The organism is Paenibacillus sp. (assembly GCF_035645195.1).
In the GTDB taxonomy this organism is placed as follows: Bacteria; Bacillota; Bacilli; order Paenibacillales; family YIM-B00363; genus Paenibacillus_AE.
This window is the reverse complement of record NZ_DASQNA010000025.1, coordinates 86,050-109,573: the sequence shown is the minus strand read 5'-3', so window position 1 is coordinate 109,573 and position 23,524 is coordinate 86,050. Positions and strand designations below refer to the sequence as shown.

17 protein-coding genes and 1 pseudogene are annotated in these 23,524 nt (G+C 62.2%); 15 read left to right on the top strand and 3 right to left on the bottom strand.

The window, feature by feature from the left end:
- The first annotated feature begins 3 nt into the window (after nt 1–3).
- Entirely contained in the window at nt 4–2,007 is a 2,004-nt protein-coding gene (locus VE009_RS13180; protein ID WP_325008292.1) for an alpha/beta hydrolase family protein, read from the top strand.
- A 27-nt stretch (nt 2,008–2,034) separates the two neighbouring features.
- On the opposite strand, the gene VE009_RS13175 is transcribed toward VE009_RS13180, so the two are convergent.
- Nucleotides 2,035–2,928 carry a LysR family transcriptional regulator gene (locus VE009_RS13175; RefSeq protein ID WP_325008290.1) on the bottom strand — a complete coding sequence of 298 codons (894 nt, stop codon included), beginning with the start codon at nt 2,926–2,928 and terminating at the stop codon, nt 2,035–2,037.
- A gap of 127 nt (nt 2,929–3,055) precedes the next feature.
- Between VE009_RS13175 and VE009_RS13170 the strand changes: the two are divergent.
- The 3 genes and pseudogenes from VE009_RS13170 to VE009_RS13160 all read left to right on the top strand — a co-directional run.
- A pseudogene (locus VE009_RS13170) lies at nt 3,056–3,568 on the top strand (acyl-CoA thioesterase); the annotation flags it as partial.
- A 273-nt stretch (nt 3,569–3,841) separates the two neighbouring features.
- Nucleotides 3,842–4,684 carry a hypothetical protein gene (locus tag VE009_RS13165; protein ID WP_325008288.1) on the top strand — a complete coding sequence of 281 codons (843 nt, stop codon included), beginning with the start codon at nt 3,842–3,844 and terminating at the stop codon, nt 4,682–4,684.
- A 100-nt stretch (nt 4,685–4,784) separates the two neighbouring features.
- Nucleotides 4,785–5,711: an LD-carboxypeptidase gene (locus tag VE009_RS13160; RefSeq protein ID WP_325008286.1), complete on the top strand. Its 927-nt coding sequence runs from the start codon at nt 4,785–4,787 to the stop codon at nt 5,709–5,711.
- Between the two features lie 45 nt (nt 5,712–5,756).
- Here the strand turns inward: VE009_RS13160 and VE009_RS13155 are convergent, their stop codons facing one another.
- Nucleotides 5,757–6,866, bottom strand: coding sequence for a glycoside hydrolase family 88/105 protein (locus VE009_RS13155; protein ID WP_325008284.1), 1,110 nt, complete (start codon nt 6,864–6,866; stop codon nt 5,757–5,759).
- A gap of 131 nt (nt 6,867–6,997) precedes the next feature.
- On the opposite strand from VE009_RS13155, the gene VE009_RS13150 reads away from it, so the two are divergent.
- Nucleotides 6,998–7,834, top strand: coding sequence for an AraC family transcriptional regulator (locus tag VE009_RS13150; protein WP_325008671.1), 837 nt, complete (start codon nt 6,998–7,000; stop codon nt 7,832–7,834).
- A 228-nt stretch (nt 7,835–8,062) separates the two neighbouring features.
- On the top strand, nt 8,063–9,046 hold the full coding sequence (locus VE009_RS13140) for a bile acid:sodium symporter family protein (RefSeq protein ID WP_325008282.1): 984 nt from the start codon (nt 8,063–8,065) through the stop codon (nt 9,044–9,046).
- A gap of 49 nt (nt 9,047–9,095) precedes the next feature.
- Here VE009_RS13140 and VE009_RS13135 read toward each other — a convergent pair whose 3' ends face one another.
- Nucleotides 9,096–9,848 carry a DeoR/GlpR family DNA-binding transcription regulator gene (locus VE009_RS13135; RefSeq protein ID WP_325008280.1) on the bottom strand — a complete coding sequence of 251 codons (753 nt, stop codon included), beginning with the start codon at nt 9,846–9,848 and terminating at the stop codon, nt 9,096–9,098.
- Nucleotides 9,849–10,027: 179 nt separating this feature from the next.
- Here VE009_RS13135 and VE009_RS13130 point away from each other — a divergent pair, with 179 nt between their 5' ends.
- The 9 genes from VE009_RS13130 to VE009_RS13090 all read left to right on the top strand — a co-directional run bounded on the left by VE009_RS13130 (nt 10,028) and on the right by VE009_RS13090 (nt 23,435).
- Nucleotides 10,028–10,420 carry a VOC family protein gene (locus VE009_RS13130; protein ID WP_325008278.1) on the top strand — a complete coding sequence of 131 codons (393 nt, stop codon included), beginning with the start codon at nt 10,028–10,030 and terminating at the stop codon, nt 10,418–10,420.
- A gap of 136 nt (nt 10,421–10,556) precedes the next feature.
- Entirely contained in the window at nt 10,557–11,027 is a 471-nt protein-coding gene (locus VE009_RS13125) for a MarR family winged helix-turn-helix transcriptional regulator (protein WP_325008276.1), read from the top strand.
- 44 nt (nt 11,028–11,071) lie between these two features.
- Nucleotides 11,072–11,737, top strand: a complete 666-nt coding sequence (locus VE009_RS13120) for an MBL fold metallo-hydrolase (RefSeq protein WP_325008274.1) — start codon at nt 11,072–11,074, stop codon at nt 11,735–11,737.
- Nucleotides 11,738–11,950: 213 nt separating this feature from the next.
- Nucleotides 11,951–12,967 (top strand): LacI family DNA-binding transcriptional regulator, encoded by a 1,017-nt coding sequence (locus VE009_RS13115; protein ID WP_325008272.1) that lies wholly within the window; start codon nt 11,951–11,953, stop codon nt 12,965–12,967.
- Nucleotides 12,968–12,999: 32 nt separating this feature from the next.
- On the top strand, nt 13,000–14,160 hold the full coding sequence (locus VE009_RS13110; protein ID WP_325008270.1) for a Gfo/Idh/MocA family oxidoreductase: 1,161 nt from the start codon (nt 13,000–13,002) through the stop codon (nt 14,158–14,160).
- A gap of 28 nt (nt 14,161–14,188) precedes the next feature.
- Nucleotides 14,189–14,932 (top strand): ThuA domain-containing protein, encoded by a 744-nt coding sequence (locus tag VE009_RS13105; protein WP_325008268.1) that lies wholly within the window; start codon nt 14,189–14,191, stop codon nt 14,930–14,932.
- Nucleotides 14,933–14,951: 19 nt separating this feature from the next.
- Nucleotides 14,952–16,037 carry a Gfo/Idh/MocA family oxidoreductase gene (locus VE009_RS13100; protein WP_325008266.1) on the top strand — a complete coding sequence of 362 codons (1,086 nt, stop codon included), beginning with the start codon at nt 14,952–14,954 and terminating at the stop codon, nt 16,035–16,037.
- A gap of 47 nt (nt 16,038–16,084) precedes the next feature.
- The gene (locus VE009_RS13095; RefSeq protein ID WP_325008264.1) at nt 16,085–17,068 is read left to right on the top strand and encodes a glycoside hydrolase family 43 protein; all 984 of its coding nucleotides are present in this window, start codon (nt 16,085–16,087) and stop codon (nt 17,066–17,068) included.
- 514 nt (nt 17,069–17,582) lie between these two features.
- Nucleotides 17,583–23,435: a GH32 C-terminal domain-containing protein gene (locus VE009_RS13090; protein WP_325008262.1), complete on the top strand. Its 5,853-nt coding sequence runs from the start codon at nt 17,583–17,585 to the stop codon at nt 23,433–23,435.
- Nucleotides 23,436–23,524: the final 89 nt, after the last annotated feature.

The window sequence follows — 23,524 nt, the reverse complement described above, 5'->3', positions numbered from 1 at the left end:
AGCGTGTACGGCAATTTGGAGTCTACCCAAATCCCGAATTTCGATATCAAGAGCCAATTGCCCCGGTGGATTCACGATGCGGCGCTGCGGGCCGCCGAAAGCGGGGAACGCGCGCGCGAGGCTGTGCAGGACATCGCCGGACTGCAGCAAAGACAGCGGTTCATCCGCGAAGGGATCGAGCGATGCCTCGGCGGCCTGCCGCCGCTCGATACACCGTTGAACCCAAGGATTACAGGGGTCGTGCAGTGCGACGGGTTTCGCATCGAGAAGGTGATTTTCGAATCGCGCCCGCGCGTGTACGTGACGGCCAATTTGTACGTGCCCGACGGCATCGACCGGCCCCGCGGGGCGGTAGTGCTGCTGTGCGGCCATCGCGAGCAAGCGAAGCATTGCGACGAGTACCAGACGCCTTGCCATTACTTCGCGCATGCCGGACTCGTCGTGCTGGCGGTCGACCCGATCGGACAAGGGGAACGGTTCGGCTTCTACGACCCGGCCGAGAAGGCGGCGCCGATGACGAGCGTGACCGAGCATGAGCAGGTCGGAAGGCAATGTTTGCCGCTGGGCGACAACCTCGCCCGGTATATGCTTCACGACGCGGTGCGGGCGATCGATTATTTGTGCGAGCGCGAGGAGGTCGACCCCGCGAAGATCGGCGTCTGCGGCCATTCCGGCGGCGGCACCCAGACGTCGCTGGTCATGATGTACGACAGCCGCATCGCAGCCGCCGCGCCGGGCGGCTTCATCATGAACCGGCCGTACTTTCTGATGACGGGCAAAGCGCAGGACGCCGAGCAGAAGTGGCCCGGCTTCTCCGCGCTCGGCTTCGACCACGAAGACATCGTGACGGCGATGGCGCCGCGGCCGGTGCTCGTGCTCGCCACCACCTACGATTCCGTGCCGATCGAGGCCGCCCGGCATACGGTGAACGTCAACCGACGGTTTTGGGAGATGCACGGGGCTGGCGGAGATTTGGAGATCTTCGAGGACGAATCCGGGCACAGGTTCACCTTGCCGCTCGTCCGCGCGGCGACGCGGTTTTTCTCGAAGCATCTGCTGGGGCGGGAGTACGTGCCTTCCGACGAACGCATCCGGCTGGTGCCCGCGGAACAGCTGTGGTGCACGAAGAGCGGGCAGGTGATCGGGGAGCTGGACCAAGCGAAAAACGTGCACCGGGAAAATGTCGAGCGGCTCGAGGAAACGGAGCGCATTCGGCTCGCGATCCCCGATGCGGAGCGCAAACGGCAGGCGATCGACTGGCTGCGCGCGGCCGTCCACCGCGGCAGGACGGCATTCGATTTCAATCCGCGCCTGTACGGCGGAGGAGAAGTCGAAGGCATGCACGTGTGGCGGACCGTCTGGTGGAGCCAGCGCGGGCTGATGAATCACGCGCTGCAATTTTTCGACGCGGAGCTGGCCGGCCGCAAGCTTCCGGTCTCGATCGCCGTATGGGACGAGGGAACGAACCGCTTGACCCCTCACGACCGATGGATCAAAGAAACATGCATGTCCGGAAGAATCGCGCTGGTGCTGAACCCGACCGGGATCGGCCCGCTGCTGCCGCACCTCAACTCGCCGCAGGATAAACCGTTCAAGCGGTTCGGCGCGCTCGACAAGGTGACGGACGAACTCATCCTGCTCGGCGACAGTATGGCCGCGGTGCGCACCTACGACGTTCTGCGCGCGGTCGAGCTGGCGGCGCATCTGCGCAATGCCGATCCGGACGATATACGGCTGTATGGATGCGGCCGCTATGCGGTGTACGCGGGCTTAGCCGCGCTGCTCGACCCCCGCGTGCGGAGCGTCCGCATGGACGACCGTATGAGCAGCATCGCGGATTGGATCAAGGAACCGTTCTATGACGAAACGGATTCCCAAAGCTTTATTTTGCCGGGCATGCTTCGATATTTCGATCTCCCGGACATGGATCGCTGGCTGGCGGAAGAAGGGCGGCTGGAAGCGCCGGCCGCAAAGCACGATCCGGTCAACGCGGGGCGGGACGCCTAAAGACGCTCGCGGCGGCCTGCGCGCCGCTTATTCGTCTGCGCCGCCTTCCTCCCGCAAAAATCGGATCCACGCGCGGGCGGCGTGCGACACGTAACGCTCCTTGCTCCAAATGACCGCCAAATTCCAGGAGATCGCCGGCTCGCGAAGCGGGATCGCGCGGAAGCGGGACGGATCCAGCGTTTCGCCGATGTTCCGCGGCAGCAGCGCGATGCCGAAGCCGGCCGACACCATGCCGGTCATGAAATCCCACTGCGACGTCTCGAGGACGACGTTCGGCTCGAACCCGGCGTTCCGGCAGGCGCGCTTCACGGTATGATGGAGCGTGAACGGCTCGGGGAACAAGAGGAACGATTCCCCCGCCAGCTCCCGCAGCGCGAGCCGCTCGCGCGGCGCCAGCGGATGCGAAGGCGGGACGACGACGGTCAGCTCGTCCTCCCACAGCGGCTGCAGCTCGAACCATTCCCGGTTCTCGACGGGCAGCAGGACGACGCCGACGTCCAGCTCGCCGCCGCGCACGTTCGCTTCGATCGCTTTGCCGCCCTGCTCGAACAGCTGAAACCCGATGTCCGGATATCGTTCGTGGAACCGCTCCATGATCGCCGGGAAAAATCGGCTTCCGATCATCGGCGGCAGTCCGAGGCGAATTTGCCCTTTGCGCAGCAGAAGCACGTCGTCGAGCTCGGCCGTCATATCGTCCAGCGACGAGAGGACGCGCAGCGCGGACCGGTATACCGTTTCGCCCGCGTCGGTGAGGCGGATCTTTTTCCCGGAGCGGTCGAACAATTCGGCGTTCAGCTCGGTTTCGAGCTGGCGGACCATCTTGGACAGCGTCGGCTGGGTGACGTGGAGCGCTTCCGCGGCTTTCGTAAAGCTGTTCTCGCGCGCGACGGCCGCGAAATATTGCAAGTGGCGGATGTCCATAAGTTTTCGTCCTCTCGGAAGGATGTATAGACAAACGGAATGAAAACGATTCGGAGTATGTATTTTACTTATCTTTCATTCCGCTGTACAGTGATATGCATCACTTTCGAAGGAAGGTCGAAACGAAATGCTGAGAACGACGCTGCAAGGGAAACCTACGAGCGATTCCTATACGATCAAGGCGTCCGTCGTCTTGCCGCCGGACACGAACCATCACGGCACGATTTTCGGCGGGAAGCTGATGGCGTACATCGACGACGTCGCCACGATCGCCGCCACGCGCCATGCGCGCCGCCCCGTCGTCACCGCGTCGACCGATTCGGTCGACTTCCTGCACCCGGTCAAGAAAGGCGACGCGGTCTGCCTCTCCGCGTTCGTCACGTGGACGCACAACACGTCGATGGAAGTGTTCGTGCGCGTCACGACGGAAGACCTGCTGACCGGCGAGAAGGTCGTCTGCGCCACGTCGTTCCTGACGTTCGTCGCTTTGGACGAAGACAACCGGCCGACGCCGGTACCCGGCGTCGTGCCGCAGACGGAAGAAGAAATGCTGCTCTATCAAACGGCCTCCGAACGGAAGGAAGCGCGCAAAATTCGGAGGGCGGAGAGCAAACGATTCGCCGATTACCTCGGCGCCGATTATAAGCTGGGCGAGGGTCGAAAGCTGCGTTCCGCGGCCGCCGCCGAAGCGGCGGGCCGGCTGCTGCGCGGCGCCGGATCGCAGGCGAACGCGTCCTCGTCCGCCTCGTCTCCCGACGCGACGGCGTCGGGCGCCTACGCGCAAAGCTGGGCGTCGGATTGGGATTAATATGCTTCAAGGCCGCCGGGAGCGATTCCGGCGGCCTTTTTCGCGCGAACGGCATGGATTTTGGGAGAAAGATGGAATACTAGAGAGAAAGGAGGCCGTTTCGCGATGGAGGAACAGCTGTTGGCGGAAATGAAGGCGTTCGTCGCCGAACTGGAGCGGAAGGAAGCGGCGGCCGTCTACGCCGTTCCGGAAGAAGCGTTCAAGGCGATCCGGCGGGCGAAAACGCTGGAGAAATTTCTGCACGATATTTTCGCGCAGGCGGGAGGCAGCGGCGGCATCCGGCTGCTGCCTTATATTCGCAGAGAATTCGGCATCGACGCGGAAGCGATCGAGCGCTTCGACCGGTGGGCGCCTTACGCCAAAGACCGCTTCGAAGAAGCGCTGCACGAAGCCGTCGACCGCGCGGACATTCGCGCCGGCAATCAAGGCGTCTTCTTCGCGGGCACGCCGAGCAAGAAAGAGGCCGAGGAGGCGCTGCGCCTGCTGCGGGACGTCGCGCATGCGGCGATTGAGATCCAATTCGCCGCCGGCCGGGCGTCGCCGGAGCGGTACGTGGCGATCTTAGACGCCCAGCTTCGATTTTATGCGCTGCCGAGCACGTACCAGGCGGGGACGGAGGCCGATTACCGCAGCCTGATCGCCGCCGACCGGCTCGCGGCGTTCGCCGGCGGCGACGAAACGGCCGCGCAAGCGCTCCGGCATTACGCGAGAGCGTGGTATCAAGAGTCGGGGCATGCGTTCCTCGAAAGCAGAGAAGGGTATTTCGATTACACGGACGTGCCGAAGTATCTTTACGCGCTCACCGGCGAACAAGTCGCACGGCTGCGCGGCGATTACGTACGGTACGCGGAGGAGCAGTTCCGCCTGCTCCGAACGAAGCCGGATCTCGCGCGCGGACGGGCGCTGATCGCGATGCTGGAGCAGGCGCTTCGCTGGCAGCCGCTCTAGCGGCCGCGGACGCATGCGGGCCTGCGCCGTCGAATCATGCGGACCTGCCGTTCGAGCATATACTCTCGGTAACGACAGGTACGGATGGGGAGGGATGGCGTTGGCAACGAAACCGCCGATGCTGCGCAGGGGCGATACGATCGGCATCGTGACGCTCGGCAGCCCGCTGTCGGCCGCATCGATCGACGCCGGCATCCGGAGGCTCGAGTCGCTCGGCTTCCGCGCCGTCGTCGGACGGCACGTGTACGCCGCCGCCGGCTTCCTCGCGGGCACCGACGCGGAGCGGGCGGCCGATTTCATGAGCATGATCGAAAATCCGGCGGTGCGGATGATTCTTCCGACGAGAGGCGGCGTCGGCGTCGCGGGCGTGTTGCCGCATCTCGATTACGGCGTTATCGCTCGCAATCCGAAAATCGTTTCGGGCTACAGCGATATCACGGTGCTGCTGAACACGCTGTACCGCTTCTCGAACCTCGTCTCGTTCCATAGCCTGCTGCTGGTCAATTTCGCCGGCACCGAACCCGAGTACAACTTCAACCAATTTTACGCCGCGACGGCGTCGACGGCCGATTCGCGAACGATCGCGAATCCGGAGGGACGTCCGCTCGTCGGACGCGTGCAGGGCAACGTCACCGGGCCGATCGTCGGCGGCAACCTTACGTCCTTGGCCGGTACGCTGGGCACCCCCTACGAGGTCGACACGCGCGGGAAAATATTGTTTCTTGAAGAAACGCACGAGCCGATCAACCGCGTATACCGCATGGTTCAGCAATTGGAGCAGGCCGGAAAAATCCGCGACTGCATCGGCATCGTGCTCGGCGAATGCACCGGCTGCCAAACCGCATACGGCACCTCGTACGAAGACCTGATCCGCGAGGTGTTCGTGCCGCTGGGCAAGCCGCTGCTGACAGGCCTTGCCTCCGGCCACGGCACGTACAAAGCGGCGATTCCGATCGGAGCCGCGGCGAATTTGAACGCTACGAACGGCACGCTGACGATCGTGGAACCCACGGTGAGCTCCGCGTAGAAAGCAAAGAAAATGCCGGCCTAGGGCCGGCTTTCCCGCGGGTATTCAGTCGAAGTTCTCGAGCTCGAGGCACGCCATAATGAACGGGGCGTAGCCCTTCGGGTCGTCGCGGCTGATCGGCTCGCTGATGTAATACTCGAAGGAGCCGTCGCGGTACGGCTTGTTGCCGAGGCCGGCGACGCTGCAAATACCGTTCAAATGGTAAGCGCCGTTCTCGTCCCGTTCCACGTACCGGTCGAGCAAGCCCTGATGCCCGCGGCGCGCCGCGTCGACCGCCCAGCCGCCGAGGTAGCCGTGACGCGCGCCCTTCGCGAGCGAGTACGCGAACATGGCCGTGCCCGACGCCTCCAAGTAGTTGCCTTCGCGGTCGCCCTGGTCGAGCACTTGGTACCATAACCCGCTTCGTTCGTCCTGCACGGCGACGACCGCTTCGGCCAACCGGTAAAACAAGCCGACGATGAGCCCGCGCTTCGGATGATCGATCGGCAGGAAATCGAGCACGTCGACGACGGCCATCATGTACCAGCCGACCGCGCGGCTCCAGAAATGCGGCGAGCAGCCCGTAATTGGATCGGCCCATCGCTGCTCGCGGCTTTCGTCCCAGCCGTGATACAGCAGGCCGGTCTTCGAATCGCGCGACACCCGTTCCATCAAGACGATCTCCTGCGCCACGTCGTCGAACCACTCGTCGTCGCCGAACGTCGCCGCGTATTGCGCGAGCAGCGGCGAAGTCATGTATACGCCGTCGAGCCACATTTGGAACGGATAAATTTTCTTATGCCACAAGCCGCCTTCGGACGTGCGCGGATGGCCCTTGAGCTGCGCTACGAGCAGATCTAGGGCTTTCTTGTATTTCGGCTCCCCGGTTTCGGCTAGCAGCAGGAACAACGTTTTGCCCTGATTGATCATATCTACGTTATATTCGTTCAGATTGTACGTATCGATCGAACCGTCGTTTCGAACGAACAAATCCATATTCGTCCGGATGTAATCGAAATAACGGCGGTCTCCCGTCTTTCGGTACATGCGCTCGAACGCGGTCAAGATGCATCCGTTCTCATAATTCCAGCAGCGCCTTCTTCCGTTCATGTCGGACACGAGCGGGTATTGCTCCATGAACGATTCCGCCATCAAGCTCGACCAAGGCTTCGTCACATCGATTCTCCCCTTTTTCTTTAACTTCCCCGATCATATCTCATAAAACGAATACTTTCTTCCCTGATTCATGCTATATTACGAAGTAACTTTGCTTTTCATGATGTTTTGAAGGGGTAGAGGTGGCGACGATGCAGCGCAACGACATTCATCCCCGCTATTGGACGGAAGGCCGGGATTTTTCGGTCCAATACGCGAAGATCGGCGAATATGCGGAAATGCCGAAGCCGCATTATCACCCGTACTATGAGCTGTTTTATGTGCTGAGCGGGGAGCGGGTGTTCTTCATCCGCGACCGGGTGTTGACGGCGAGGCCGGGCGAGATGGTCATCGTTCGCCCGCACGAGCTGCACCGAACGAGCAGCGCCGAGGCGTACGCCTACGAGCGAATCATCGTGCACTATACGCCGGAGTTTCTGGGGACGGCCGCCGCCGCGCACGAAGCGCTGCCGCCGGTCGTCGCCTTCGCGCCCGAGGAGCGGGACGTCGTGGAAGCGACGCTGCGCGGCATGATCCGCGAAAGCGTGAACCGCAAACCGGACTACGTCGACTATCTCCGCTTGCTCCTATCGCAGCTGCTGCACCACATCCGCCGCGCCGAACCGGCGGACCCCGAGCTCCGAATGCAGGAGGCGCCGCCGCTGCATTTGAAAGTGTCGGAGATCGCCGCTTATATCAACGAGCATTACGGCGAGCCGCTGACCTTGCGCAGCGTCGCGGAGCGGTTCCATATCAGCGAAGGTCATTTAAGCCGCATGTTCGCGAAATACACCGGATACCCGTACCAAGAGTACGTCCGCCTCGTTCGCGTTCGGGAGGCGCAGAAGCGGCTGCGGGAAACGCGGGACCGCATCGCCGACATCGCGCTCGCCGCGGGCTTCGGCCAAATCGCGCATTTTAACAAAACGTTCAAAGCGGTGACCGGTCTGACGCCCCGGCAGTATCGCAACCGCCGTTCGCCGTCGTAACGGCGCCTCGCTTCTCCGCACGAGCGGTTGACCTACAAAAATGAAGCAGGAGATGGGACGACTTCATGGGTCCTCTGCTATACTTAAATAATTCGAAGCTGTATCCGGTATCGCTTGGACTACGGATGTTTTCCGATCCGGATTCGACGATTACCGATTGGAGCGCGCTGTTCGTTCCAGCGATACATTGCAGAGGGCATCAGCACGAGCGGCTTAAAAGGATAGGAGATGGCGCTTACGATTCTAGAACGATTGAACCGAAAATTAGAAAACTGGATGCCCCTCATTACGCCGGCGAGCGTGCTGCTGGGGCTCGTCCTTTCGCACCGCGCGGCGGGATGGTCGGGCTGGGTGCCGTGGATTTTCGCAGGGATCACGTTCATCGGGAGCCTCAATTTAAACTTCGGGGATATGAAGAAAGCATTGAGGCAGCCTGCCCCGATGTTCGCGTTCTTGCTGATCCTGCACGTCGGAATGCCGCTGTACGCCTGGGGAGCGGGACATCTGTTTTTCTCGGGCGACCCGCTAACGGCGACGGGGTTGGTGCTGCTCCTTACCGTTCCGACGGGCATCATCAGTCTCATGTGGGTGACGATGTACCAGGGCAATACGGCGCTCACGCTCACGATGATCCTGCTGGATACGATGCTGTCGCCGTTCCTTGTTCCCTTAGCGCTGTCGGCGCTGGTCGGCGCGAAGGTGGAGATGGACGTCGCCGGCATGATGACGGGGCTGTTTTGGATGGTCGTATTCCCGTCGCTCGTCGGCATGGCGCTCAATCAGGCGACGCGAGGCGAGTTGAAGCGAGCGTGGGGGCCGAAACTGGCGCCGTTTTCGAAGCTGGGGCTCGCCGCCGTCATCCTCATCAACAGCGCGGTTATCGCGCCGTATTTTACGGAGCTGAGCTTCCGCGTCGCGTGGATCGCCGCCGTTTGCATGCTGGTCGTCGTCGGCGGGTATTTGGCGGGGTATGCGGTCGCTAGGCTGTGCGGGTGGGGGCGCGAAACGACGGTCGCGATGACGTTCAACTGCGGTATGCGCAACATTAGCGCCGGCGCCGTGCTCGCGATTCAGTACTTCCCGCCGCCCGTCGCGCTGCCGGTCATCATCGGCATGCTGTTCCAGCAGATGACGGCGTCGCTGTTCGGGCACCTGCTGTTCCGGCGCAGGGACGAACGGGTCGTCCCTGCATCCGTGTCGATCGAAAAATAGAGGCGGGGCGAGTATCGTACGCCCGCATAAAATCGGCAGGCGCCGGCGGTCATATGCCGACCGTATGAATATGCTTGGGCGCGGCGCCGCCGGCCTTCGCCTGCTGAACCGCCTCCGCCGGCGCGTCGGTCAGCAGCACGTCGACGTCCTCTAGGGCACCGACGCTGAACGGAAGCCGCATGCCGAGCTTCGTCCGGTCGGCGAGCAGCAGCACCTCGTCCGAACGGGCGATCATTTTTTGCTTGATCATCGCGTCCTCCGCGTCCTGCACGGTCATCTCCCCGCGGTAGACGCCGCAGGCGCCCAGCAGCGCCACGTCCGCCCGGAAATAATCGAGCATGGCGATGACCATGGAGCCGGATGCGTATAAATCTCTTTTGTTTACTCTGCCCCCGAGCGTGTATACGTCCGTCCCTTCCAACTCCGCGAAGCTGCGCGCGATCGGCACCGAGGCCGTCACGACGGTCAGACGTTTCTCCTTCACGAATTCGGCGAGATAGGACACCGTCGTCGAAGCGTCGAGAAATACGGTCGCTCCGTCGCGGATGTATGACGCCGCGGCCGCGGCCAACGCTCGCTTCGATTCCGCCTGTTCGTCCTGCCGCTGCCGGAAATCCGGTACGGCCGCCGGGACCGCGCCTCCCCTTGCCCTCATGATTGTTCCTTGCTCCTGCAGCTTGACCAAGTCTCTGCGGGCCGTATCCCGCGAGACGCCGAACCGTTCGCAAATATCCCTCACGGTAACTAGCGGCTGGGACTGCAGCCACTGCGCGATCTGTTGTAACCGAGCGTCCTGATCCATGTGTTCGTTCCCCTTGCGTCATCGTTTCGTTATTTCCATTGTATGCGCAAAAAGCCTTATCAAACAAGTATGTTATTTGCACGTATTTACTTATTTTCAGTGGAATATATTGATTGTTTAAGCAATATAACTTAATATATGCATCAAACCACTTATGACATAAGCGAGGAGGACTTATTGTGCATATCGATCACGTGGCCGTCTGGGTGTCGGACTTGGAGGGCATGAAGCGATTTTACGAAACCTTTTTCGAAGGGACCGCCAACGAGAAGTACGAGAATCCGCGTAACCGATTTTCGTCGTACTTCCTGTCCTTCGCTTCGGGGGCGAGGCTCGAGTTGATGACGATGCCGACCGTAAGCGAGCCGCATCGGCATACGGCCGAAACGCAGGGCTTAGGCTACGTCCACATGGCGTTCTCGACCGGCTCGCGCGCGAAGGTCGACGAGCTGACGAATCGGCTGCGGGAGGCGGGCTACGCCGTCTTAAGCGAACCGCGCGTCACCGGAGACGGTTATTACGAGAGCGTGGTGCTCGATCCGGAATCGAACCGCGTAGAAATTACTGAATAACCGAGCGTCGGGGCAGCCCGAGATTACTTTCCAGACGAAGAGCTTTTCTTCTCGCCCTCGGAAATTTGCTGTTTGCTTGCGGCGGGATGTAGTAAAATGAGGGGAACGATTGTTTACTGTAGGAGGGGCCCGGAGGGTGACGACATCCCCAAGTTCAAACGCGCCGCAAGCGGCCGAAGTGATTCAACTGCTGCTGCGGTCCACCCATCATATCCAACAACAATACGAGGCTAGGCTTTCCGCGCTTTCATTGCCGTTTCCGCTGTCCGGACCGAGATTGCGATTGCTGCTCGCGGTTTGGAAGGCGGAACCCATTCGAATGAACGAATTGGCCGGGAAGCTGGGCGTGAAAGCGAGAACGATCACGGATCTGGTGGACGCGCTGGAGCGCGACGGTCTGCTGATCCGCGTGCCGGACCCGATGGATCGCAGAGCGACGCTGCTGCGGTTGTCCGCGGAGGCCGTGCCGCATATCGAAAACGTGAAGCGGATCCAGAAGGACATTTCCGAGTCGCTGTTGGAACGGTTGGCCCCCGAACAGCGGGGGCAGCTCTTCGGTCTGTTAAGCTTGTTGGCCGGAGATTGCGAAGTGCATTTCGTTTGCTGATGCAATGACCGAAAGGTAACGAGGCTGCGGGGAGGATGAGGACCATGACGGAAGCGGCGAACATCGCTGCGATTCGCATCGGCGCGGAGCGAGGGTTTTATCCTACGCTGATTTGGGACGAGCGGGAGGCGGTGCTGATCGACGCCGGGCTGCCCGGTCAGGCGGCGGACATCGCGGAGCAAGCGGAGAAGCACGGCGTTCCGCTGAGCAGACTGACGCGAATCATCGTGACGCATCAGGATTTGGACCATTTCGGCGGACTGGCGGAGCTTGTCGACACGTGCGGCGCTCATGTGCAAGTGCTGTCTCATGCGATGACGAAGCCGTACGTGGAAGGCGAACGGCTGCCGCTGAAAATGAAGCCTGGCGCGACTCCGCCGAAGGCGAAAGTCGACGGCACCGTGGCGGACGGCGAACGGCTGCCGTACTGCGGAGGCATTACCGTCATTCATACGCCAGGCCATACGCCGGACCACATCTGCTTGTACCATCACCCGAGCAGGACGTTGATCGCGGCGGATGCGACGGTCGCGGAAGCCGGGCGGCTGCTCGGCCCGAGTCCCGCGTATACGCTGGATATGGATCAGGCCGTCCGTTCCCTCGAGAAGCTGCTCCCGTACGAAATCGACAGCGTCATTTGCTACCACGGCGGGTTATGCGGTCCGGAGGCGAAAGCGCAGCTGGCCGATTTGGCTCGAAGGGAAAAATAGCGATTGGCGGCATCGCCGGTTTATCGCCGCCTCGCGGCGAGAACCGGCGCCGCGCGAAGGACGCGGGCATCGATTTTGATTGACAACTCCGGGGTACGGATGCGAAAATGTACACGTGTACATCAACAACTAACGGCTGTCCCCGCAAGGTGGAGCCGTATTGTTTTCGACTAAAATGTACGCGTGTACACTGGCAGGGGAGGAGATGGTCACATGTCCAAACGCAAGCAAGTGGCGGAGCTGGCCGGCGTGTCGGAAGCGACCGTCTCGCGCGTGCTGAACGGCGTCGGGCCGATCCGCGAAGAGACGAAGCGGCGCGTGCTGGAAGCGGCGGAAGCGCTCGGGTATACGCCCAGCGCGATCGCTCGCAGCTTCGTTCTGCAGCGGAGCGGCAACATCGGGGTCGTCCTTCCTGTCGTCCCGGGCGTTCGGTTATTTTCTTCGTATTACTTTTCGGAAATTTTGTCCGGCATCGGGCACGCCCTGAGTCGGCGAGGCTATCATTTGCTCGTGCAGTTCCGCGCGGCCGACGAACCGCCCGACTATGGAAGCGCCTTCCGGATGCGCAAGGTGGATGGCTGCATCGTGCTTGGCGCAACGTCCGACGAAGCGCAGGAGCGGGCGCTCTCCGAGCTGCGCGAGGAAGGCTGGCCGTTCTGCGTCGTCGGCCAGCGGTACGCGACGCCGTTCCCGCTCGTCGACGCCGACCATGTGACGGGGAGCCGGCTGGCGGTCGAGCATCTGCTCGCGTCCGGCCGCCGGCGCATCGCGTTCGTGAACGGGCCGGCCTCGTATTCGAACTCCGTCGACCGCGCCCGCGGCTTCGAAGACGCGCTGCGCGCCGCGGGGCACGCCCCCGCGCTTCGGTTCGAAGGCAACTACAGCCGCAAGAGCGGGATCGCCCTCGCCGAAGCGCTGTACGAGCGGCGAAGCGAGTTCGACGCGGTGTTCGCGGCGAACGACCGGATGGCGATCGGGCTGATGCAGGGGCTCAAGGAGCGCGGCCTGCAGGCCGGCGAGCATTACGCGCTTGTCGGCTACGACGATTCGGACGCCTCCCGTTCGACGGATCCGCCGCTGACGACGGTGCACGTCCCTTTTTACGAAATCGGACTTCGGGCGGCCGAGCGGGTGCTGGATCAGATCGAGGCTGAAGAGGAAGAGGCGGCTCCGCAGGCGGAGCTGCTCGACACGCGGCTTGTGGTAAGGGCTTCGTCCCTTATAACATAAGAACTCATTTTGCATTTAGGGAGGAATGGAATGTGAGCGGCGTTCGCGTAGGAATGATCGGGTACAAGTTTATGGGGAAGGCGCACAGTCATGCGTATCGGGATTTACCGATGTTTTTTCCGGACACGTTGAAGCCGGTAATGACGGCGGTGTGCGGGCGCGACGAGGCGGGCGTGCGCGCGGCGGCGGAGCAGTTCGGCTGGAGCGGCTATACGACCGACTGGCGGGAGCTCGTGAAGCGCGACGATATCGACCTCGTCGACATCAACGCGCCGAGCGACGCGCATAAGGAGATCGCGCTCGCGGCGGCGGCGGCCGGGAAGCATCTGTTCTGCGAAAAGCCGCTGGCGCTGACGCTGGCCGACTCGCGCGAGATGCTGCAGGCGGCCGAACAAGCCGGCGTCAAGCATATGGTCGGCTTCAATTACCGGTTCGCGCCGGCCGTCCAGCTTGCGAAGAAGCTTGTAGAAGAAGGGCGCCTCGGCCGCATTTTCCACTTCCGCGCTTGGTTTCTGCAGGATTGGATCATCGACCCGGATTTCCCGCTCGTCTGGCGGCTCCAGAAGGAAGTGGCGGGCTCGGGCTCGCACGGCGACCTCGGCGCGCATTTGATCGATCTCGCGCATTTCCTCGTCGGCGACATGACGGAGGTCGTCGGCATGAACGAAACGTTCATCAAAGAACGCCCGCTGCCTTCTTCCATGACGGGCCTCAGCGCCAAAGGCAGCAAAGACGCGCCGAAGGGCGCCGTCACCGTCGACGACGCGACGCTGTTCCTTGCGCGATTCGCGAACGGGGCGCTCGGCAGCTTCGAAGCGACGCGCTTCGCCGCAGGCCACCGCTGCACGAATTCGTTCGAAATCAACGGCAGCAAGGGCAGCGTCAAATTCGATTTCGAACGCATGAACGAGCTGCAGGTGTATTTCACGGACGACGCGGACGACGTGCAAGGCTTCCGGCGCGTGCTGGCGACCGATCCGTCCCACGCTTATGCGCAGGCTTGGTGGCCGCCGGGACATACGATCGGCTACGAGCACACGTTCATCCATGAAGTGCACGAATTGATGGAAGCGCTTCGCGAAGATCGGCAGCCGGTGCCGAATTTCCATGACGGGGTGAAGTGTCAGGCGGTGTTGGAAGCGGTCGACCGGTCGATCGAAGAGCGCCGCTGGGTGTCTGTCGACGAAATGTAAGGCGAGAGCGAAAAAGGAGGGCGAAACGATGAGCAACGGGAAAAAGAAAGCGCTGGTCGTATGGGGCGGCTGGCTCGGGCATCAACCGGAGGAAGTCGCCGGGTTGTATCGCGGCATTTTGGAGGCGGAAGGCTTCGAGGTCGAGGTGTCGGATACGCTGGACGCGTTCGCCGATAAAGAAAAGCTGCTGTCGCTCGATTTGATCGCGCCGAACTGGACGATGGGGCAAATCGACGGCGGGCTCGTGCAGAACGTGCTGGCCGCCGTCCAAGCGGGCGTCGGCATCGCCGGCACGCACGGCGGCATGTGCGACTCGTTCCGCACGAACGTCGACTGGCAGTTCATGACGGGCGGCCAATGGGTCGCGCACCCGGGCAACGACGGCGTCGAATACGTCGTCAACGTGAAGCATTCGTCGAGTCCGCTGCTCGACGGCATCGACGACTTCGTCGTGAAGAGCGAGCAGTATTACATGCACGTCGACCCGGCGGTCGAGGTGCTCGCGACGACGCGGTTCCCGAACCCGAACGTCCCGGGCCCGCATACGACCAACAAGTCGGTCGACATGCCGGTCGTCTGGACGAAACGGTGGGGCGCGGGCCGCGTCTTCTACTGCTCGCTCGGACACCAGGCGAACATTATCGCGATGCCGCAAGTGACGGAAATCATGCGCCGCGGCTTCCTCTGGGCCGCCGAAGGCAAGGCGCGCGCGGACGCCGCCGCCGCTCAAGGCGCGGGCGCCTATACGGGCATGAGCGATAGCATCGTTTAAGGACGAAGGAGAGGGTACAGTGACAACCATTCGAGTCGGCATCATCGGAACCGGAAATATTAGCGGCATTTATTTTAAAAATTTGCGGGAATTCGAAGGCGTCGACGTCGTCGCCTGCGCGGATCTCGATGTCGAACGGGCGAAAGCGAAGGCGGCCGAGCACGGCGTGCCGAAGGGCTGCTCCGTGGAGGAGCTGCTCGCGGATCCGAACGTCGACCTGGTCGTCAACTTGACGATTCCGGCCGCCCATGCGGAGGTATGCCTGCGGGCGCTCGAGAGCGGCAAACACGTCTACGTGGAGAAGCCGCTCGCGATCAGCCGCGAGGACGGGCGCCGCATTCTCGAAACGGCGGCGGCGAAGGGCCTCCGGGCCGGCAGCGCGCCGGACACGTTCCTCGGGGCCGGCATCCAGACGTGTAAGCGCCTCATCGATGAAGGCGCGATCGGCGAGCCGCTGTCCGCCGTCGCGTTCATGATGAGCCGCGGCCACGAGCACTGGCATCCGTCGCCGGAATTTTATTATCAAAAGGGCGGCGGCCCGATGTTCGACATGGGTCCGTATTACTTGACCGCGCTCGTATCGCTGCTCGGCCCGATTCAGGAGATCGCGGGCATGACGCGGATTACGCACGCGGAGCGGACGATTTCGAGCAAGCCGAAGGCCGGGCAGAAAATTCAAGTCGAAGTGCCGACGCACGTGGCGGGCACGCTGCGCTTCGGCTCGGGCGCCATCGCGACGATGATTACGTCGTTCGACATCCCGGCCGGCAGCACGTTGCCGAACATCGAGATTTATGGCACGCAGGGGACGCTGGCGGTGCCGGATCCGAACACGTTCGGCGGCCCGGTGCGGCTGAAGCGGTTCGGCGAGACGGAGTGGACGGACATCCCTGTCGAGCTGCCGTACGCCGGCAACTCGCGCGGCGTCGGCGTCCTCGACATGGCGAACGCGATTCGGGAAAACCGGCCGCATCGGGCAAACGCCGAGCTGGCGTTCCACGTGCTCGAAGCGATGCACGGCTTCCACGACAGCTCCGACAGCGGAACAGTGTATCGGATGGAGAGCGGCTGCGAATCGCCTGCTCCGCTGCACGCCCGCGCTTAAGAAATTCGGGTTTTTCATTTCGTTATGGTTTAGGAGGAACTACGACGATGGCGGAACCGACGAAACGCAACGAGCCATTGGTGAAGCACATTTATACGGCCGACCCGTCCGCCCATGTGTTCGAAGGGAAGCTGTACATTTACCCTTCCCACGACCTCGACCACGACCGGGAGTCGAACGACAACGGCGACCAATACGATATGGAGGATTACCACGTGCTGTCGATGGAGGATGACGGCGCCCCGTGCGTAGATCACGGGGAAGCGCTGCACGTTCGCGACGTGCCGTGGGCGAAGCAGCAAATGTGGGCGCCGGACGCGGCCTTCAAGAACGGGACGTATTACTTATTTTTCCCGGCGAAGGACAAGAACGACATTTTCCGCATCGGCGTCGCGACGAGCTCCGTCCCGTACGGGCCGTTCCAGCCGCAGCCGGAGCCGATTGCCGGCAGCTTCAGCATCGACCCCGCCGTGCTCGTGGACGACGACGGCCGCGCGTACATGTATTTCGGCGGATTGTGGGGAGGTCAGCTGGAAAAGTGGCAGACCGGCGCTTACGAACCGAACGCCCAAGGGCCGTCCGGTTCGGAGCCGGCGCTCGGACCGAGAGTCGCAGAATTGAGCGACGATATGCTGTCGTTCCGCGGCGCGCCTCAGGAAGTTGCCATCGTCGACGAGAACGGGAACAGAATCGAGGCGGGCGACGAGGATCGCCGCTACTTCGAAGGTCCGTGGGTGCATAAATACAACGGGTTGTACTACCTTTCGTATTCGACCGGCACGACCCACCGCATCGTGTACGCGACCAGCGAGTCGCCGACGGGCCCGTTCGTATATAGAGGAACTATTTTGACGCCCGTCATCGGCTGGACGACGCATCATTCCATCGTGGAATTTAAGGGGAAGTGGTACTTGTTTTACCACGACAGCTCCTTGTCCGGGGGCGCCAACAACAAGCGCAGCGTGAAGTATACGGAGCTGCATTACAACGAGGACGGCACGATCCGGACGATCGATCCGTACGGGCAATAACGAAGTGCGAAACCGTCGAGGTACTGCTCGGCGGTTTTTTTGCGTCCGCATGACTCATACGCGGCTCAGGCGGCGCAGCGCCGCAACAGCGAGCAAACGGATAAAGTGCTGGCGCATCAATTCGCTGCGGCATCCGCTTTTTTTTCGCCTCGCGCCAACATCGTTATTGACAAACGGAAGCGGATTCAATAAAGTTCTGTTTGTAAACGTTTACGTACGGACGGAGACGCGCTTTTTACGCCCCCTGGAGCCGCGGTTGGCCATACGGTCGAAGGCTTTCCTGCGACGGTTTACGTAAACGTTTACGTAAACGTTTACTGAATTGCTTGTTGTGAAGGAGGGGATCGGCCTTTCAGCGCGTCTGACTATCAAGCAGGTTGAGTGTCGATGCATCGGACATATCGATCGGGAAGCGGCCGATCCGCCCGGCGCATTCCGCCGCCGTCGGCTCGAGCGGGAAAGAAGGCGGTGTAGCGGAAAGGTAAATCATTCAGGGAGAGAAGGTGCAACGAATATGGCGGCAAGCAGGAGCTCGGCAAGGAGGAGCGGGGCAAGCAGGGCGCTGATATGGATATTATCGGCGCTGCTTATGTGCACGACGGTCGTTCCGTACGTACCGCAAGGTCCGAAGGCGTCCGCAGCAGGCGCGGAATCTTCGTACACGGAGGAGCGTCTTCGTCCTTACATTCATTACACCCCCGAAGAGCATTGGATGAACGACCCGAACGGCCTCGTCTATTTCGACGGGGAGTACCACCTGTTTTATCAATATAAACCGAGCGGCGATACGTGGGGCGAAATGTTTTGGGGGCATGCGGTCAGCACCGACCTGGTGAACTGGGAAGAGCTCCCGATCGCCCTGTATCCCGATGAGCTCGGGCATATGTTTTCCGGAAGCGTCGTCGTGGACTGGAACAATACATCCGGCTTCGGGGACGGGACGACGCCCCCGCTGGTAGCGATGTTCACGCAAGAATACGCCGGAGGTCAAGTGCAGAGCTTGGCGTACAGCAGCGACAAGGGGCGAAGCTGGACCGTATACGAAGGAAATCCGGTCATCCCGCAGCCGGAAGGGCTGTCGGTATTCCGGGATCCGAAGGTGCGGTGGCATGAGCCGACGCAGCGGTGGGTCATGGCGCTGACGATCGGCGATCAAGTTCGGATTTATTCGTCGCCGAACCTGAAGTCTTGGACCCACGAGAGCGACTTCGGCGCCGGGCACGGGTTCCACGGCGGGTTTTGGGAGACGCCGGATTTGTTCCCGCTGCCGGTCGACGGGGACGCCGGACGCACGAAGTGGGTGCTGACGGTCAGCGTGTCGCAAGGCGCGCCGGCGTTCGGCTCCGGCATGCAATATTTCGTCGGCGACTTCGACGGCAAGACGTTCACGAATGCGAACCCGCCGGAACGGACGCTGTGGGTCGATTACGGCGCGGACTTCTATGCCGGAATGACGTTCAGCGGCACGGACGGGCGCGTCGTCTGGCTGGGGTGGATGAACAATTGGCATTACGCCCAGACGATCCCGTCCGCGGGCTGGCGCGGAACGATGTCGCTGCCTCGCGAGCTGACGCTTCGGACGGACGAGAACGGAGACCTGCGCCTGACGCAGCAGCCCGTCGCGGAGCTGCAGCAGCTCCGGGGGGCCCCGATCGAAATCGCACCTGGGACGATCGAGAACGGTACGATCGAGCTGGCCGACCTCGGAGGCCAGGCTTACGAGATCGTCGCGGAATTCGATGTCGGCGCGACCGTGACCGAGGCCGCGTACGGCCGATTCGGCTTCCGCGTGCACGCCGGCGACGGGCAGCGGACGGCGTTCGGTTACGACGCCTCCGTCGGGGAGCTCTTCTTCGACAGGAGCCAATCAGGCGTCACAAGCTTCAGCCCGGAATTCGCGGCGAGCCCGCAGAAAGCGGAGTACGCGGCGGGAGGAGATGCGCTGAAGCTGCATCTCGTCGTCGATAAGACGTCCGTGGAGGCGTTCGCGGACGACGGCCGCGTCGTGTTTACGAATCAAATTTTCCCGGATCCTTCCAAGCATCGAATCGAGCTGTTCGCGGAGAACGGGGCGGTTTCCGTCGCTTCGCTGCGGATCTACCCGCTGCAGTCGGCCCGTATCGGCAAGAGCGGCGGCAAACCGCTCACAGAGCATGAGATTCCGAACCCGGATTTCGAAACGGGCGATTTGACCGGCTGGACGACGGAAGGGGACGCGTTCTCGAACGCGAGCGTCGTGACGGACACGGACTGGGGCTGGGGCTGCTGCTTCGAGCGGCAGGGCCAGTATCACGTCTGGGGCGCCAAGACGGGCGACCACGCGACAGGGACGATGCGCTCGGCCGAGTTTACGCTGGGCGGCACGGGAGAAATCGAGTTCCTGATCGGCGGCGGCAACGACTTAGAGCGGCTGTACGTCGCGTTGGTGCGCGCCTCCGACGGCGCGGAGCTGATGAAAGCGACCAACACGGAATGGGCGGACGACGAGACGCTGCGCAGAACGTCCATGAACGCGGCCGATTACGTCGGCGAGCGGGTATATTTGAAAGTCGTCGACAAGCATACGGGCGGTTGGGGACATATCAACGTCGACGATTTCCGCGTGCTGCAGCACCCGCAGACCATCGTCAATCCGGATTTCGAGACCGGCGATCTTACGGGGTGGACGACGGTCGGCTCCGCGTTCGCCGCGCCGGTCAGCGACGCCGCGACGTATTGGGGCTCGCAGCCGTTCAACCACCAAGGCCAATACCATGCTTGGGGCTTCGCCGGCGCGCGCGATCCGGACTTCTCCGACCGGCGGACCGGCGTCATGCAATCGAGCACGTTCGTACTCGGAGGCAACGGCAAAATCAGCTTCCTGATCGGGGGCGGCGAAGACGTCGCGAAGCTGTACGCGGCGCTCGTGCGCGAGTCCGACGGCGAAATTTTGTTTAAGGCGACGGGGCAGGCGTCGACGATGGGCGAAGCGTATCGGAGAGTCGAATGGGACGCTTCGGAATACATCGGCGAACATCTATACCTTCGCGTCGTCGATTACCATACGGGCGGCTTCGGCCATATCAACGTCGACGATTTCAAGGTTTACAACGCTGAACCGGTCGTGCCGAACCGGCTCGCCAATCCGGATTTCGAAACCGGCGATCTGAGCGGCTGGACGGCGGAAGGCGAAGCGTTCGCCGCCGCGCTGACGAACGAAGCGACATACGCCGACGGCCGGCCGTACGGCCAGCAAGGGGCGTACCACGTTGCGGGAAGCGCCGCGCCGGGCGGGGATGCCGCCGTCGGGACGATGCGATCGCATCCGTTCGTCCTGTCGGGCAACGGAGACGTGTCGTTCTTGATCGGCGGAGGACAGGACGCGGACCGGCTGTTCGTCGCGCTCGTGCGTTCTTCCGACGACCTTGAGCTGTTCCGCCAAACCGGGACGGGTTCGGAGTCGTATATGAGGGTGACCTGGGACGCGACCGCTTATCTCGGCGAGCAAGCGTACCTCCGCGTCGTCGACGCAAGCCCCGCCGGCCATCTGAACGTCGACGACTTCCAGGTGAGAGGCGAAGGGCTGCTCGGCGGCTGGAGCTTCGACGAAGGCCAAGGGAAGACGACGGTCGACAGTGCAAGAGGCGCGGAAGACCACATTCATTACGTATTTAATGAAGCGAAGTATAAACCGCCGACAGATCCGCTCTGGAAAGACGGCGTGCGCGGCAAAGGGCTGCTGTTCGACGGCTACTCCACGTGGATCGAACGGCCGGCGAACGCCATCGCGAAGCCGGACGACGAGATCACGATCGAAGCGTGGGCGGCGCCCCGATCGTACGAGTGGGGGGACCTCGGACAGCTGTCCGCGATCGTGAATCAGCACGACAAGGCGGCGCGGACCGGGTACATCTTGGGCATGGGCCGCCACGGCCGGTGGTCGTTCCAAGCCGGCATCAACGGCAATTGGGTCGAGGCGTGGGCGGACGAGGACAAACCGCTGCGTAAATACGTATGGTCGCACGTCGCCGTCACCTACAGCAGTACCGAAGGCAAGATCAAACTGTATTTGAACGGCGAACCGGCGGGGGAGACGACGGTGCCGAGGAAAGGCGCGATCGCGCCGTCCGCAAGGCCGTTCCTGATCGGCAAGCACAATACCGGAGCCGTCGTGAACGGCACCTTCACCGCCAACATGTTCAACGGGTTGATGGATGAAGTGCATATTCGCAACGTCGCGTTAAGCGGCGAGGACATCCGGGCGAATTACGAGTCGGTCGCGGCAGCCTTCCCGGAAGCCGGCGCTCCGGAGCCCGAGCTCGATTTCGACCGGAGCGTATACGACGGAGACCGGTACCGGCCGCAGTATCATTTCATTGCGCCCGGGCATTGGATGAACGAGCCGCACGGCCCGTTATACTTCGAGGGGAAATATCATATTTTCTACCAGCATAACCCGCAAGGACCGTATTGGCATCAAATCCATTGGGGCCACGCGGTCAGCGACGATATGGTGCATTGGCGGGATCTGCCGATCGCGCTGGCGCCGGAGGGAGGCTCGGCCGCTCCGGACGGCGTATGGTCGGGGAACGCCGTCGTCGACGACGAAGGCAATCCGGCGCTGTTCTTCACGGCCGGGAACGATGCCGCCGTGCCGAACCAAGCGACCGGCCTCGCGCGCAGCGCGTTCAAGGAAGACGGCGATACGGACTTGAAGCGTTGGATCATGGAGCCGCAAGCGGTGACGACGCAGGCGAGAAGCTTGCCCGCCGAGGAAGGCGAAGTGTGGTTCGGCCAATTCCGCGATCCGTTCGTATGGAAGGACGGGGACACGTGGTACCAGTTGGTCGGGTCCGGCATCAAGAACGTCGGCGGCACGGCGCTGCTCTATTCGTCCCCGGACATGGTGAATTGGACATACGAAAATCCGTTCTTCGTCGGCGATTATGCGCGATATCCGCAGACCGGCCAAGTGTGGGAGCTGCCGGTGCTGCTGCCGCTCGGCAAGGATGACGACGGCGCGCAAAAGTACGTCTTCCTGATCAACCCGTGGTTCGACCACTACAACAAACATAACGTGAAGTACGTGTTCCATTGGATCGGGACGTGGGACAAAGCGGCGAACCGGTTCGTCCCGGACCACGAGGAGCCGCGGCTGTTCGATTTCGGCGAACACTTTACCGGCCCGAGCGGCATGGTGGACGGCCAAGGGCGTTCGATATTGTTCAGCATCGCGCAGGATCGCCGGACCGAGCGGCAGCATTACGACGCCGGATGGGCGCACAACGCGGGATTGCCGCTGGTATTGAGCCTGAGAGACGACGGCACGCTCGGGATCGAACCGATCGAGGAGCTGAAGTCGCTGCGCCGCGAGCTGCTTGTAGACGTCAAGAACGCCAACGCGGCCCGGGCCGATGCGGCGCTGAAGAAAGCTCGAGGCGATATGCTCGAGATCGTGCTGGAAGCGCGGCTGAACGGCGCCGAGGCGCTCGGCTTGAAGCTGCGGTCGACCGGCGACGGGCGGGAGGAGACGCTGCTGTATTACGACGGCGAAACCGAAACGCTGAACATCGACCGCACCGAATCGAGCCTCGACCCCGATGTGCCGAAAGGCGTTCACGGCGGAAAGATGACGTTGGACTACGGACGGCTGAAGCTGCGCATTTATCTGGATCGCTCGATGATCGAGGCGTACGCGAACGGCAAACGCAGCATCACGTCCCGCGTCTACCCGACGCAAGCGGACGCGCTCGGCTTGGAGCTGTGGAGCGAAGGCAAAGGCGCCGTCGTCGAGTCGCTTCAAGTATGGTCGCTCGGATCTGCATACGGCGAAACCGCCGGCGCATATTGGCCGGAAGACGATGCGCCGAAGGCGAAGAAGACGTCCGATTTGGCGAACCATGATTTCCAAACCGGCGATCTGACCGGGTGGACGGTCGAAGAAGGCAGCGCGTTCACGAACGATCACGTGACGAACGCCGAAGACTGGGGCTGGGGCGGACCGTTCCAGCAAGCGTCCGACCGCGCCGATCCGAACCGGTATCATTACTGGGGCTTCCATCCGCGGTACGGCGACGATGCGACGGGCGCAATGAGATCCGCAGCGTTCCGGCTGGGCGGAGACGGCAACATCGACTTCCTGATCGGAGGCGGGTACGACCCCGAGAACTTGTACATCGCTCTCGTTCGAGCTTCGACCGGCGAGACGCTCATGAAAGCGACCGGCCACGACGGGGAGCAATACCGCAGAGTCGCATGGGATGCGTCGGCCTACATCGGCGAGGAGTTGTACTTGCGCGTCGTCGATTCGAAAACCGGCGGGTGGGGGCACATCAATTTGGACGATATCCATGTCCCCGTCGACGCGAACGGTTCCGCAAAGAAATAAATCCCAAGGCATTCCAACCGGCACCCCCGGCGCGCGGCTTCCGCGCTCCGAGGGTGCCTTCTCCATTCGTATATAATAAGGTAAATTAT

Bases quoted from the DNA above. Each gene is read 5' to 3' on its own strand.
- VE009_RS13105 (WP_325008268.1), top strand. From the start codon at position 14,189: ATGAGCAACGGGAAAAAGAAAGCGCTGGTCGTATGGGGCGGCTGGCTC.
- VE009_RS13095 (WP_325008264.1), top strand. From the start codon at position 16,085: ATGGCGGAACCGACGAAACGCAACGAGCCATTGGTGAAGCACATTTAT.
- VE009_RS13090 (WP_325008262.1), top strand. From the start codon at position 17,583: ATGGCGGCAAGCAGGAGCTCGGCAAGGAGGAGCGGGGCAAGCAGGGCG.
- VE009_RS13175 (WP_325008290.1), bottom strand. From the start codon at position 2,928: ATGGACATCCGCCACTTGCAATATTTCGCGGCCGTCGCGCGCGAGAAC.
- VE009_RS13115 (WP_325008272.1), top strand. From the start codon at position 11,951: ATGTCCAAACGCAAGCAAGTGGCGGAGCTGGCCGGCGTGTCGGAAGCG.
- VE009_RS13135 (WP_325008280.1), bottom strand. From the start codon at position 9,848: ATGGATCAGGACGCTCGGTTACAACAGATCGCGCAGTGGCTGCAGTCC.
- VE009_RS13150 (WP_325008671.1), top strand. From the start codon at position 6,998: ATGCAGCGCAACGACATTCATCCCCGCTATTGGACGGAAGGCCGGGAT.
- VE009_RS13120 (WP_325008274.1), top strand. From the start codon at position 11,072: ATGACGGAAGCGGCGAACATCGCTGCGATTCGCATCGGCGCGGAGCGA.
- VE009_RS13165 (WP_325008288.1), top strand. From the start codon at position 3,842: ATGGAGGAACAGCTGTTGGCGGAAATGAAGGCGTTCGTCGCCGAACTG.
- VE009_RS13140 (WP_325008282.1), top strand. From the start codon at position 8,063: ATGGCGCTTACGATTCTAGAACGATTGAACCGAAAATTAGAAAACTGG.